Source organism: Mesorhizobium sp. M6A.T.Ce.TU.016.01.1.1, from assembly GCF_003997065.1.
GTDB lineage: Bacteria > Pseudomonadota > Alphaproteobacteria > Rhizobiales > Rhizobiaceae > Mesorhizobium > Mesorhizobium mediterraneum.
On record NZ_RZTJ01000012.1, the window covers coordinates 68,130 to 81,626 of the forward strand.

Annotated in this window: 13 protein-coding genes; 11 read left to right on the forward strand and 2 right to left on the reverse strand. The window is 63.1% G+C overall.

Annotation, left to right across the window (positions count from 1 at the left end; genetic code table 11):
- The first annotated feature begins 634 nt into the window (after nt 1-634).
- The 4 genes from leuA to EOC94_RS21180 all read left to right on the forward strand — a co-directional run bounded on the left by leuA (nt 635) and on the right by EOC94_RS21180 (nt 6,038).
- Complete coding sequence (gene leuA, locus EOC94_RS21165; RefSeq protein WP_185928300.1) at nt 635-2,311, forward strand: 2-isopropylmalate synthase; 1,677 nt, start codon at nt 635-637, stop codon at nt 2,309-2,311.
- A gap of 193 nt (nt 2,312-2,504) precedes the next feature.
- Complete coding sequence (locus EOC94_RS21170; RefSeq protein WP_127293231.1) at nt 2,505-4,283, forward strand: hypothetical protein; 1,779 nt, start codon at nt 2,505-2,507, stop codon at nt 4,281-4,283.
- Nucleotides 4,284-4,382: 99 nt separating this feature from the next.
- Nucleotides 4,383-5,186, forward strand: a complete 804-nt coding sequence (locus EOC94_RS21175; RefSeq protein ID WP_095484171.1) for an alpha/beta fold hydrolase — start codon at nt 4,383-4,385, stop codon at nt 5,184-5,186.
- 228 nt (nt 5,187-5,414) lie between these two features.
- Nucleotides 5,415-6,038, forward strand: coding sequence for a hypothetical protein (locus EOC94_RS21180; RefSeq protein WP_095484170.1), 624 nt, complete (start codon nt 5,415-5,417; stop codon nt 6,036-6,038).
- Here EOC94_RS21180 and EOC94_RS21185 read toward each other — a convergent pair.
- A complete protein-coding gene (locus EOC94_RS21185) occupies nt 6,028-6,942 on the reverse strand; it encodes a metallophosphoesterase (protein ID WP_095484169.1) in 915 nt (304 codons plus the stop codon). The two genes, EOC94_RS21180 and EOC94_RS21185, sit on opposite strands and share 11 nt — an antisense overlap.
- Before the next feature lie 53 nt (nt 6,943-6,995).
- Here EOC94_RS21185 and EOC94_RS21190 point away from each other — a divergent pair, with 53 nt between their 5' ends.
- Nucleotides 6,996-7,496, forward strand: a complete 501-nt coding sequence (locus EOC94_RS21190; protein WP_095484168.1) for an NUDIX domain-containing protein — start codon at nt 6,996-6,998, stop codon at nt 7,494-7,496.
- 1 nt (nt 7,497) lies between these two features.
- Here EOC94_RS21190 and EOC94_RS21195 read toward each other — a convergent pair whose 3' ends face one another.
- On the reverse strand, nt 7,498-8,487 hold the full coding sequence (locus tag EOC94_RS21195; protein ID WP_127293233.1) for a glutathione S-transferase family protein: 990 nt from the start codon (nt 8,485-8,487) through the stop codon (nt 7,498-7,500).
- A gap of 274 nt (nt 8,488-8,761) precedes the next feature.
- On the opposite strand from EOC94_RS21195, the gene EOC94_RS21200 reads away from it, so the two are divergent.
- The 6 genes from EOC94_RS21200 (at nt 8,762) to EOC94_RS21225 (ending at nt 13,495) form a co-directional block, all read left to right on the forward strand.
- Nucleotides 8,762-9,298, forward strand: a complete 537-nt coding sequence (locus tag EOC94_RS21200) for an N-acetyltransferase (RefSeq protein ID WP_095484166.1) — start codon at nt 8,762-8,764, stop codon at nt 9,296-9,298.
- Between the two features lie 69 nt (nt 9,299-9,367).
- The gene (locus EOC94_RS21205) at nt 9,368-10,129 is read left to right on the forward strand and encodes a 3-hydroxyacyl-CoA dehydrogenase (protein ID WP_095484255.1); all 762 of its coding nucleotides are present in this window, start codon (nt 9,368-9,370) and stop codon (nt 10,127-10,129) included.
- Nucleotides 10,130-10,149: 20 nt separating this feature from the next.
- The gene (locus tag EOC94_RS21210) at nt 10,150-11,322 is read left to right on the forward strand and encodes a CaiB/BaiF CoA-transferase family protein (protein ID WP_095484165.1); all 1,173 of its coding nucleotides are present in this window, start codon (nt 10,150-10,152) and stop codon (nt 11,320-11,322) included.
- A gap of 39 nt (nt 11,323-11,361) precedes the next feature.
- Nucleotides 11,362-12,141, forward strand: coding sequence for a HugZ family protein (locus EOC94_RS21215; protein ID WP_095484164.1), 780 nt, complete (start codon nt 11,362-11,364; stop codon nt 12,139-12,141).
- Between the two features lie 155 nt (nt 12,142-12,296).
- On the forward strand, nt 12,297-12,635 hold the full coding sequence (locus EOC94_RS21220) for a metalloregulator ArsR/SmtB family transcription factor (RefSeq protein WP_123149342.1): 339 nt from the start codon (nt 12,297-12,299) through the stop codon (nt 12,633-12,635).
- A gap of 56 nt (nt 12,636-12,691) precedes the next feature.
- Nucleotides 12,692-13,495 carry an RNA methyltransferase gene (locus tag EOC94_RS21225; RefSeq protein ID WP_127293235.1) on the forward strand — a complete coding sequence of 268 codons (804 nt, stop codon included), beginning with the start codon at nt 12,692-12,694 and terminating at the stop codon, nt 13,493-13,495.
- Nucleotides 13,496-13,497 lie beyond the last annotated feature (2 nt).

Below are 13,497 nucleotides of genomic sequence, written 5' to 3' on the forward strand. Positions count from 1 at the left end.
CCATCGTCGCCGGCGCAGTCCTGCAGTGCCGGCCTCGCGCCCGTGCCGATAAAGCCAGGTAATGTCGATGATCTCCCCCGTGGCGAGCGGATTCCGGTCTTCGGAACCGTCGACTTCGACAAATGCCTCGGCACGTGTTGACGGCGAAACATTCGCTCTGGACACGCAGGCAGAACGCCGTGATCTCTTTGGTGACGGCGGAGCACGCCAGGACGCTGCCCACTGGACGCCGCCCACTTGCCTCTCCTTGGCCGCTCCTATATGAGAACCACCATGACTATCCGCGCCTCCTCCGTCGCTTCCCGTCAGACCGGCTTTGCTGGCGAGACCGTGCGCGCGCTTGCTTCCACCCTGCTGCTTCTCGGCCTTATCGGCGATCGCCGGGTTCGCTGAAGGAGCGCCCGGCGGTCGAACCGCCGCTCACGCGCACGCTCCTTGGCCAGTCTCAAAATTGGCAAGTCACATCAAGCGAATGAACATCTGATAAAGGCGCCGCTCGGCACCAAATCCGTCTGAAGGCGGATCCCGCGAGCCGCCGGGAGAGACGACAATGAACGCACGAGAAGAAATCCACGCAGATAGTGGGGAGATGGGCAAGCATGCCGCAGAGGCCATGCCAGAGGCAGGTCGGGGCATGCCAGAGGCAGCCCGGAAATACCAACCTTACCCGACCGTCGGCCTCACCGACCGGATTTGGCCGTCGAAGGTCATCGACAAGGCGCCGATCTGGTGCTCGGTCGACCTGCGCGACGGCAATCAGGCACTGATCGACCCGATGGGCCACGAGCGCAAGGCGCGCATGTTCGCCCTGCTCCTCGACATGGGCTTCAAGGAAATCGAGATCGGCTTCCCGTCGGCCTCGCAGACCGATTTCGATTTTGCCCGCTGGTGCATCGAAGAGGGCAATGTATCAGCCGACGTCTCGCTGCAGGTGCTGGTGCAGTGCCGGCCGGAACTGATCACCCGCACCTTCGAGGCGCTGCAGGGCGCCACCAACCCGATCGTGCATTTCTACAATTCGACCAGCGAATTGCAGCGCCGCGTCGTCTTCGAGAAGGATGTCGCCGGCATCAGGCGGATCGCCACTGATGCGGCCAAGATAATCACCGACATGGCGGCCAAGGCTGGCGGCGGCTACCGTTTCGAATATTCACCGGAGAGTTTTACCGGCACCGAGCTCGAAGTGGCGCTGGAAATCTGCAACGCCGTCACCGAGATCGTGAAGCCGACGGTAGAAAACAAGCTGATCATCAACCTGCCGTCCACGGTCGAGATGTCGACACCCAACATCTATGCCGATCGTATCGAATGGATGTGTCGCAACCTCGACAACCGCGAGAACCTGCTCATTTCGCTGCATCCGCACAACGACCGCGGCACCGGCATCGCCACCACAGAACTTGGCCTGATGGCGGGCGCGGACCGCGTCGAAGGCACGCTGTTCGGCAATGGCGAACGCACCGGCAATGTCGACATCGTCACGCTGGCGCTCAACATGTTCACGCAAGGCGTCGATCCCAAGCTCGATTGCTCCGACATCAACCGGATGAAGGACGTCTACGAATATTCGAACCAGTTGAAGATCCCAGAGCGTCATCCCTATGTCGGCGAGCTCGTCTACACGGCGTTTTCCGGCTCGCACCAGGATGCCATCAACAAGGGCATGAAGGCGTTGCGCAAGGCCAACACGCCGTACTGGGAAGTCCCCTATCTGCCCATCGACCCGGCCGATGTCGGGCGCAACTACGAGGCGATCATCCGCATCAACTCGCAGTCCGGCAAGGGCGGCATAGCCTATGTGCTGCAGGCGGACTACGGCCTCAACCTGCCGCGCAACCTGCAGATCGAGTTCAGCCAGGCGATCCAGGCGATCACCGACGCCGAAGGCAAGGAGGTGCCGGTCAAGCGCATCTACGAGCGCTTTCTCGACACCTATGTCGACCAGCCCGGCGCGCGGCTGAAGTTCCTCGACCACCACACCTATCCGGACATCGAGACCAAGGGCCGGCGTGCGGTAGAGGCGGTCATCCTCGACAGCGGCAAGGAGGTGACGATATCAGGCTCCGGGACTGGGCCGATCGACGGCTTCGTCGACGCGCTGTCGCGCCATGTCGGCGTGCCGATGTCGGTGCTCGACTATTCGGAGCACTCCATGCAGCGCGGCTCGAATGCCTCGGCCATCTCCTATGTCGAGATGGAGCACCCCGACGGCAAGCTGTTCGGCGCCGGCATCAACACCAACATCGTGGCCGCTTCGCTGGAAGCCGTGGTTTCCGCCGCCAACCGCATCATCGGCCGAAAGGTCGACTAGACAAGCGTCGAAAGCTCACAGCTGGAGCAAGATGAACCAAGATGGTATCATCTTGCTCCGGTCTTTCGCACCATTAACCACCGGAGAATTATCCGGTGGGGTACGCGATCGCATAATGGATGCATGCTTGTATGGCAGTGCAGGCTCTATATGATTGCGTCTTAACCTGTGCCGACTTCGAAAGGATCGACACTTGCAGCATGCCACGCCTGCCGCCCCCGCAGTGCGCGAGACGTTGGAACGATTGCTAGCCAGCGAAACGTTCGGACGATCCGAGCGAGCGCGTAAACTGCTTCGCTATCTGGTCGAGCGCGAGCAGGCAGGCGAAGCCGACAAGCTCAAGGGCTTTTCCATCGCGATGGATGTTTTCGGCAAGGACGGCGATTTCGATCCGTCGACCGACGCCGTCGTGCGGGTGCAGGCGGGCAGGCTCCGCGAGCTTCTGCAGCATTACTTCGCCAATGAGGGTGTTGCCGAGCCGATCCGCATCGCCATTCCGCGTGGCGGCTATGTTCCATCCTATGAACTCAACGCGATCCGCCTGCCGCTCGAGCCGGCGCCGGAGGAACACGCCGAGGCGGCGGCCACCTTGTCGGGATCGCTCGAAGAACCAGGTATGGCCGCTCGTGCCGCATCGTTGATGTCCCCTGTCGTTCGCGAGCCGGCGCCCTCGCTGCTGCGCCATCTCCAGTTCTTCTGGTTGGCGATCGCTCTGGTCATCGCCATGCTGGGAGTGCTGATCCTTCGTCAGGGAAGCGGCGCATTGCTGGCGGGAAGCGATACCGCGTCGACGATCGAAAACGCAGTGGCAACCGGCAGCATTGCGCCATGGGCTCCGATTGAAACCCTTCCGCTCGTCTACATTGCAGTGAAAGCCGACAGCGCCGAGGCTGCCCGCGTCGCGGCATCGCTGCGCGCCGGCCTCAGCGGCTTCGATACGGTCAACTTCATCGGTCGGGACGCCGACGGCCCGCCCGATCCGGTCACCGATGCAATCAGCTTCGTATTCGATGTCTTGCCGGGACCAACGGCAGGCGATGTCACCCTGGAGCTTCAAAGCGTGGCGACCGGACGGGTCCTGCTGTCACGCAATTTGACTGCCGCCGACAGCACACCCACCACCGTCGAGGACAGTGTCGCCGGCATTTTGAGTTCGGCCATTCCCGCCTCGGGCACGATCTACAACTATATCGAACAGAGCGGCCTTCAAACCGGCCTGACGGAATGTCTGCTGCTCAACGACAAATACTATCTCGACCAGGGCGCCAAAACCCATGAGGCTGCCTATCGCTGTCTCGAAAACCTGGTCAATCGGGATGCGAAATCGTCGCTCGTCTATTCGGAACTCGCGGCCCTGCATCTCGAGACGGCGACAGATCACTACGCCTATCCAGCCGGTGCAACGATCGAACAGGCGCTGTCGCTTGCCCGTCGCGCCGTGCAGATGGGGCCGACCAGCCCTTATGCGCACCGTGCCTATGGCTATCTCAATTCCCGCCTCGGCAATTCGGAGGAATCGATCCGCTGGATGCATAAGGCCTACGAACTCAACCCTTACGATCTCAGCATGGCGGCAGCTTACGCCTATGGGCTGATTTTCGCCGGTAGGTACAGGGAGGGAACACCGATCCTTGCGCACGCCGCCGAAACCTCCAGCGCCCATCCGACCTGGTGGGACTACGGGCTTTTCGTCGGCCAGTTCATGACGGGCGATATGAACAAGGCCGCGCTTGCCAGCGAGGCGTTGCAAGCGACGCCGACGAAATCGCACTATCTGGCTGCGCGGCTGATCGGCGCGAAGGCAGCCGGCCGCGATCAACTGGCGCACGAACTCGTGAACCAGATGACTGTCAAATTCCCGAAATTCGCTGCCGATCCGCGCGCGACCTTTGTCGAGAGGCGATACCCCGCCGATCTGACCGATCGGCTGGTCGAGGCCTTGCGTGCCGCCGGGCTCGGCAACGCCAGCTAGAAAATTGCACGGCAGATCGCAAAAATTTTACTGGCCATCGTCTTGGACAAGGCGCAATCCAGCCACAATTCGCAATTCGCATAAAAACCATAAATTTTCATGATTTCATCCCTTTACACTGCCGAACGGGGCGCCGGCCCGAGGACAGTTGTCTTCCTGCATGGCTTCGGCGGCTGCCACGACGACTGGCACGAGGTGATTTCGACACTGGCGTTTGGTTCACGGACGCTGGCCTACGATCTTCCGGGCCATGGGCTATCCCTCGATTTCCCGGGTGGCGGTCCGGCCAAGGCGGCCGCTCGGGCCGTTCTTGCGGATCTCGCCGCGCGCAGAATTAAGAGGGTGCATCTCGTCGGCCATTCTATGGGCGGAGCGGCGGCAGTGCTGATGGCATTGGCCGAACCCGAAAGGATAGCGTCGCTGACGCTTCTGGCGCCGGGCGGTTTTGGGACTGAGATCAATGGGCCGCTGTTGCGCCGTTATGCCGCCGCTGCCGGCAAGAGTGAAGTCCGCGCCTGCCTCGCCGCCATGTCCGGACCGCAAAGCCTGCCCTCGGAGCGCATCGTGGATGTTCTTGGCGAAATGCGTGCCCGTCCCGGCCAGTTGCAGAAACTTGTCGACATCGCTGCAGCCATGACCAGGGGCGATCGGCAGGGCGTCATCCCGCGCGAACGGCTCGAAACGCTTGATATGCCGGTGATGGTGGTTTGGGGGATAGATGACGCGGTGCTGCCCTTCACCCAGGCAGACGGTATGCCGACGCATTTCCACCTGCACCACGTGTTGGAGGCTGGCCATATGCTGATCGAGGAAGCGCCCGGCCTGATCGCCGAGATCGTCCGCCGCAATATGAAACGCCGCAGCAGGCCGTTTCGTCCGAAATCCGCCGCCGCGGCGAACTGATCCGCCCCTGCCAAAGCGCGGCTTCCAGCCTGGTTTGTCCGCTCAATGCATGTCGCCCAAAAGTGCGTTGCGGTTTTGGGATAACGACATGCATAAAAACAGGACTTTAATGCGCGTCGCATGAACCCTTTCAGACGCGACGCGCTTTAGACGCCTATCGATCACACAAGTGCATTTTGCCAACGGCTGTGTTAATTCGATGTTAACCAAACCCGCGAGGCAACGCCGATGAAGGACGCAGGCGAGAACATCACACAGATCGATCAGTCGCGAAAACTGTCCGATGCCATCCGCGACGTGAAGAACGCCTTCGCCGACCGCGACGACGTCGTGGTCGACATGCGCGAGGCGCATCGCATGCGGCTCGATTTGCTTGCCGCCGAACTCGCGCCCATCTTTGCCGACGTGCCCGCCGACATGGACAATTTCGACTTCGCCGTCTCGTCCGGGCTGCAGCCGCGCCTGTGGATCGACGCCGTCAGCCATGTCGCCATGGGACGCGACCGCCGCACCTATCGCTTCCTCAGGGATACGCGCATCGGCCGCGTGGTGCTCGCCGAATCGACCGAGATGAAACCGGTTGCCGATCAGGTGACGCGCTACGTCGCGGAGCGTGTCGTCGAACGCCAGAGAATGATGGAAGGCGGGGTCGAGCAGGCTGTCGCCGGACTGAAACGTGCCTTGGTCCCTGAAGCCGAGCCGCCGCTGCAATCCGTCCGGCGCGGCAAGGGTTGGTCGGCCTTCCTCTCCGGTCTCGGCCTGATCGCCGCCGGCGCCTTGGTCGGACTGGCTGTATCGATCGTGTTGTTCTGGGACCGCCTCGTTGCGATGGGACTGAGCTTCAGGCCATAGCGTTCGCGCCAAGTTCCAGAATCTCCAGGTCGGAAGGCGGGATGGCCGGGCCGGTCAGGCCGCGTCGCGTCAGCCTGATCCGCCAGTTGTCCTTTTCGCCATCGATCTCCAACAGATTATATTGCGCCGCTGGGTGCCTGCCGCCTGGCGCCTGCCCTGCGGCGGCGACGCCGACCACCGGAATTTTGGCGCCGCGCCCGCCGATGAAGAACAGCGTCGGCTCGTGCGAGTGGCCGTGCAGCACAAGCTCGGCCCCGTGCCGCTGAACGAGCTTGTGGAAGCGGGCAATGCCAAACAGCCGCTTGGGCTGCGAAACGGCGCCGCGCACCGGCGGATGGTGGATCATGATCACCCGGAACAGCCCGCGCTTGGCGGTGGCATCGAGCACTACGCGCAGCCTTTCCGCCTGATCCTCCAGAAAGAAGCCGTTGGCCATGAACGGAGCCGTGGCCCGCGCCGTCGTCACACCGATCAGCGCGACGTTGCCACGCACGCGCAGATAGGGAAAGGCGTCGCGGTCTACCGGCGTATTGACGCCGTCGCCGGTCATCCACGCCGTCCACGACCGGCAGGCCTTGTCGAAGGCGCCAGGCACATAGGCGTCGTGGTTTCCCGGAACGACCGACACATCATCGGGAGAACCCAGCGTCTCCAGCCAGTGCTTGCCCATCTCGATCTCACCGTCGAGCGCCAGATTGACCAGATCGCCGGTGACCGCAAGGTGATCCGGTGCGCTCGCCTTGATATCGGCGACGATGGTGTCGATGACGGCATCGCGCATGTGGCGGCGGCGGTTGCGCTGCCAGTTGACGTAACCGACCACCCGCTTGGAGGCGAGATCGCGATAGGTTACACCGGGGAGCGGTCCCAGATGGATATCGGAAATATGCGCGAGCCTGAACATCCTCCCTTCATAAGCGACGCGCGCGCTGCTTTCCACCCACGGTTTCGTGGGTGATGACGCGGCCCGAACCGAAGCAGGCCTTCCGCCAGACCGGCTGGCCGGGTCTCAGGGCAAGGCTGTTTCATCTGTATTTCGTGCTGCGGCGGCCGATGACGCTCGGGGTGCGCGGCCTGGTCCACGACCGCACGTCCAATTCCGTCTTCCTCATTCGCCACACCTATGTACCGGGCTGGCAGCTTCCCGGCGGTGGCGTCGAGCTGGGCGAGACGATGATCGAGGCGCTGGCGCGCGAGCTCTCCGAGGAGGCCAATATTGCATTGACCGCGCTGCCGGTGCTGAAATCGATGCACTTCAACCGGCGGGCTAGCCGCCGCGACCATGTCGGACTCTATTTGGTCGAGCAGTTCAATCAGACGGCGCCGAAGCTGCCGGACCGCGAGATCGCCGCGGCCGGTTTCTTTCCGCTTGACCGCCTGCCGGAAGGAACGACGCCGTCCACGTTGCGGCGGATTGCCGAGATTTTTGGCGGCGCGGCGGCGTCGCCCTACTGGTAGATCACGCCGCTTTCCTGAACCGCGCCCGATCATGCGGCCCCGCGTAGTCCAGCTCCGGTCCGACCGGCACGATGCGGGTCGGGTTGATCGTGTCGTGGCTGCCGTAATAGTGCGCCTTGATGTGGTGCAGGCTCACCGTGCCTGCCACTTCAGGGACCTGATAGAGGTCGCGCAGATAGTTCGACAGGTTCGGATAGTCGGCGATGCGGCGCAGGTTGCACTTGAAATGGCCGACATAGACCGGATCGAAGCGGACCAGCGTGGTGAACAGCCGCCAATCGGCCTCTGTAATGCGGTGCCCGACGAGATAACGCTGGCGAGACAGACGGTCCTCGAGTTGGTCGAGCGCCGAGAACAGTTCGCCAAACGCTTCCTCATAGGCCGCTTGCGTGGTGGCGAAGCCGGCCCGGTAGACGCCGTTATTGACTGAGGGATAGACCAGCGCATTGACGGCGTCGATCTCGCCGCGCAGTGCTTTCGGATAGAAGTCGAGGCTGGCATCACCCCATTCGTCGAAGGCTGAATTGAGCATCCGGATGATCTCGGAGGACTCATTGGAGACGATTGTTTGTTCTTGCCTGTCCCATAGAACCGGCACCGTCACGCGGCCGGAATAAGCGGGATCGGCCTTGGTGTAGATCTGATGCAGGAAATCGAGCCCGTAGAGCGTGTCGCCGGTGGCGCCGTCCTCGGCCAGGAACGTCCAGCCATCGGCGCCCATGAAGTGGTGGACGACCGAGACGGAAATCACGTCCTTGAGCCTCTTCAGCGCGCGAAAGATCAGCGTCCGGTGCGCCCAGGGACAGGCAAGCGAGACATAGAGATGGTATCGACCGGGCTCGGCCATGAAGCCGCGCTTGCGGCCCTCGGCTGGTGCGCCATCGCGAGTGACCCAATCGCGCCATTGCGACTGTGCCCGCACGAACTTGCCACCACTGTCCGCGGTGTCGTACCCGCGATCATGCCACCTGCCTTGGACCAGCAGTCCCATACTAAATCTCCTTGCGTCCTCTTCACCATTTAGGCGCAAGGCGGCGTTGCCGAAGTCGTCATGTGCTGAACAGACCGTCACTTGGGCGAAACGGCAGGCGAAAACGGCCGATTGCAGCGGTTGGAAATTGATGCTAGCGGACAATCCGCATGTTCGACTTTGCTTTGATCCGGTTCGACCGACGACGAAAGGGCGCCCGCGCTTGATGAAGCGCTGACTGGCGAACGCTGCCGTTTGCAGCAAACCTTTCCCCGTATACCGGAACGCAAAGACCATGAGCCTTGCCGACGTGAAATACCTGCCGGAAACTCCGGCGCATGACCTCGAAATCGAAGCCATCAACGACGAAGCCTTCGGGCCGGGCCGTTTCGTGCTGGGCGCCTACAAGATCCGCGAGGGCGGCCCGCATGAACGCGCCCTGTCCTTCGTGGCCGTCGATGGCGATATCGTTGTCGCCTCGGTGCGCATGACGCGTATCGCGGCAGGCGCCGGCCGCGCGCTGATGCTCGGACCGCTTGCCGTGCGGCCGGCCTTCAAGAATCTCGGTATCGGCCGCCGGCTGGTGGCAATCGCGCTGGAAGCCGCCGCCAAGGCCGGCATGCCTGCCGTGATGCTTGTTGGCGACGAGCCCTATTACGGCCCGCTCGGCTTCAAGAGAATCCCGCGTGGGCAAATCTCCATGCCGCGCCCGGTCGATCTCGACCGGCTTTTGTCGCACGAGATCGTGCCGGGCGCGGTGTCAAGGCTGGTGGGGGAGGTTTGCCACGCCGATCAGGCAAGGGTTGCCGCGCACGTCGCCGCGATGGCGTGACATCCGGATGCTGTTGCGCCGTTCTGTCGGGCTTCGTAGCATATGGCCGGCAGGATGGAGGACGCCGGCATGAACCCTAACGGCCAGATTGCGATCGTCACCGGCGGTGGCTCCGGCCTCGGCGAGGCGACGGCGCGGGCGCTGGCCGCGAAGGGCGCCGGCGTTGCCATCCTCGACCTCGGCATCGACCGTGCGGCGAAGGTTGCGGCTGATATCGGCGGCATCGCCGTCCAATGCGACGTGAGCAGCGCCGACGGCGCTGCTGCTTGCGTGGCGGAAGTGGCAAAAACGCTCGGCGAGCCCCGTATCCTGGTTAATTGCGCCGGCATCGCCATCGGCGTGAAGACAATCGGCAAGGACGGCCCGCATCCGCTCGACCAGTACCGCAAGGTGATCGAGGTCAATCTGATCGGCACCTTCAACATGATCCGCCTCGTCGCCGACCGGGCCGCGAAGCTTGCGCCGCTGGAGGGCGGCGAGCGCGGCGTCATCGTCAACACGGCATCGGTCGCCGCCTATGACGGTCAAATCGGCCAGGCGGCCTATTCGGCCTCCAAGGGCGGCGTCGTCGCCATGACGCTGCCGGTGGCGCGCGACCTCGCCCGGTCGGGCATTCGCGTCTGCACCATTGCGCCCGGCATCTTCAAGACGCCGATGATGGCCGGCATGCCGCAAGAGGTGCAGGATTCGCTGGGCGCCGCGGTGCCCTTCCCGTCCCGTCTCGGCGAGCCTTCCGAATATGCAGCCCTTGTGCTGCACATCATCGAAAACCAGATGCTCAACGGCGAGACCATCCGCCTCGACGGCGCCATCCGCATGGCGCCGAAGTAGCCGACCATGAGTGCCCGACCATGAGTGCCGAGGTCTCCCCGCTGGCGAAGACCGGCCCGCTCGCCGGTCTGACGGTGATCGAGATGGCCGGGATTGGACCGGTGCCGCTGGCCGGCCTGATGCTGTCGGAGATGGGAGCCGAGGTGCTGCGCATCGAGCGGGCTGGATCAACCCAGCCGTTTCTGTCGCTACCGGACGAATATGACATCGACCGTCACGGCCGCTCTATGCTGCGGATTGACCTGAAGCGCCAGGAAGGTGTCGAACTGGTGCTGCGCCTCGCCGAAAAGGCCGACATGCTGATCGAAGGGTTTCGTCCTGATGTCATGGAGCGGCTTGGTCTCGGGCCCGATGCCGCAGTGGCGCGCAACCCGGCGCTGATCTACGGCCGCATGACGGGGTTCGGCCAGAACGGACCGCTATCTGGTCGTGCCGGTCACGACATCACCTATCTCGCCTATTCGGGTGTGCTGCACGCTATCGGCCAGGAAGGAAGCCGGCCAGTCCCACCGCTCAACCTCGTCGCCGACTATGGCGGCGGCGCCATGATGCTGATTGCCGGCGCGCTGGCCGCGCTGTTTGAGCGTTCGCGCTCCGGCAAGGGCCAGGTGATCGACGCCGCGATGACCGAGGGCGCTTCGATGCTGACGACACCTATGCACGCCTTGATGGCGGCGGGCCTGTGGAGTGACAGACGCGGCGCGAACCTGCTCGATTCCGGGGCGCCCTTTTACGACACCTATGAGACGGCGGACGCACGGCATGTCGCCGTCGGCTGCCTTGAACCCCGGTTCTTCGCCGAATTCGCAAGACTGCTACCGCTCGACGAGCGTTTTGTACGCGGCCAATACGACAGGACCTTGTGGCCAGAGATGCGTGCCGCGATTGTCGATCGGGTCCGGCAGAAGACACGGGACGACTGGGACCGGCTCTTTGCTGCGACCGATGCTTGCTTTGCGCCGGTTCTGTCGCTGAGGGAAGCCAGGGATCATCCGCACAATCGCGCTCGCAACGCCTTTGTGACGTCGGGTGCGCTTGAGCGCCCCGCCCCAGCGCCGCGCTTTTCGCGCTCCCGGCCGACGCTTGCCGCCGTGCCGGCCGTTCACGATCGTCAGGCGGCGACCGTGCTGGCACGCTTCGGCCTTTCGGCAAGCGAGACTGAGGCCCTTGTCAAATCCGGTGTGATAGGTTGATAACTGGAGAGCAAAAATCAGCTTAAGACGGTGAGCATTTTGGGCGACCGAAAGAAGGACGTGATTCGCGAGACCGACGCCGAAGCGATCAGGCTGGCGAAAACGCTGATCCGCAGGGCCCGTTTCGGCGCGCTGGCGGTGATCGAGCCTGGGACCGGTTCGCCGCTGGCCAGCAGGGTTGGTGTCGCCACCGATATCGACGGCACGCCGCTGATCCTCGTATCGATGCTGTCCGCCCACACCGGCGCGATCCTTGCAGACCCGCGCTGTTCCCTGCTTGTCGGCGAGCCCGGCAAGGGCGACCCGCTGGCGCACCCGCGGTTGACGCTCGTCTGTCGGGCAGCACGGCTTGAGCGCGGATCCGACGAGCACGCCCGCGCCGAACGGCGTTATCTCAACCGTAACCCCAAGGCGAAGCTCTATGCCGGACTTGGCGACTTCTCGGTCTTCCGCCTCGAGCCGAAGCGCGCCAGTCTCAACGGCGGCTTTGGCAAGGCCTACTTGCTCGAGCGCACCGATCTGGTCATGACCGCGCCGATCGTCGAAGAGCTTGCCGCTGGCGAACAATCCGCCCTCGACCACATGAATGCCGACCATGGCGATGCAATTGCCGTCTACGCCCGCCATTTCGCCAAGGCCGCAGGCGACGGCTGGATCATCACCGGCTTCGACGCCGACGGCATGGACCTGGCGTTGGGCGACGATGTCTGCCGGGTCTTTTTCCCCGAGCCACTGAGGACGGCGCGTGAGCTCAGGCATGTTCTGGTCGACATGGCAAAGACCGGCCGAGTGGCAGACGAAACACAGTCCGACAGTTAATCGCGTCGGGTCGAAAGCAAGTCTTGAGGTTTGAGTAAAATGTTCTACCCTTTCGCGGTAGCGTTGAATCGTCAGCGCACATTCGCGAGTGAGTCTATGGAATCAGACGCTATTGCCCCCATAGCGCCGGATGAGCAGGAAGGTATGGGGGATCAATGGTCTCGAAAAAGCTAATCGCCAACGCCGAATCAGCGGCTGCGTTTCTGACGCTGATGGGCAACGAGAAACGACTGTTGATCATGAACTATCTGGCCGATGGTGAAATGTCGGTCGGCGCTATCGCCGAGAAGGTTCTGCTCAGCCAATCCGCCCTGTCACAGCATCTGGCCAAACTGCGGGCGCTCGATCTCGTCGAGACCCGGCGCGACCGGCAGATGATCTACTATTCCTGTAAATCCGATGCCGTGCGCGAACTTCTCAACACGCTGGACGGGATTTTCGGCGAGGGTGAGTTATCGCAGATGGCGTATCGCCTGCGTCGCTCCGGGACTTGACCGGCCGGCCCAAGTTCTCCTTCCCTCGCTGACCTTTTTCGTCTGCCGAGGCAAGCATGCGTCCCATTCATATCGACGACCCGCAAGACCCGCGCGTCTCCGCCTATCTCGATATCCGCGAGCGCGATCTTGCCGGCCGGCAAGGCCGCTTCATTGCCGAAGGCAAGGTGGTGCTCGAAATGCTGTTCGCCGCCGAACGCTTCACGGCCGAATCGGTGCTCATACTCGAAAACCGGCTGGCCGGCCTCGATGCAACCCTGCGCCGGGCGCCCGCGGACCTTCCGATCTATGTGGCGACCAGCGAGGTCATGGACAGGATTGCCGGCTTTCACATGCATCGCGGCATATTGGCGATCGGCCGCAAGGGTGCGGCGCAGCCTGCCGAGGCCTTGCTGGACACCCTGCCCGCCCGTGCGTTGATCGTCGTGCTGGTCGGCATCGCCAACCATGACAATATGGGCTCGATCTTTCGCAATGCCGCTGCTTTCGGCGCCGATGCGGTGTTTCTGGACACGACCTGCTGCGATCCGCTGTACCGCAAGGCGATCCGCGTCTCGGTCGGCGCCGCGCTGAAAGTTCCCTTCGCCTCCTTCACTGAGACCGGCGGCTTCACCGCAGCGCTCGACCGGCTGGGCTTCGGCCAGTTCGCTTTGTCGCCACGCGGGCGAACCGAGATCCGTAATGCGAAAACGACTGAACGGCTGGCGCTCTATCTCGGCACCGAAGGCGAAGGCCTGCCTGAGAGCCTGCTCGCCCGCCTGCGGACGGTGCGGATCGATATGGCAGAAGGCTTCGACAGCCTGAATGTCGCCGCCGCGTCAGCCATCGCCTTGCATCATTTTTCGGCAGGCAGGACCTGAGC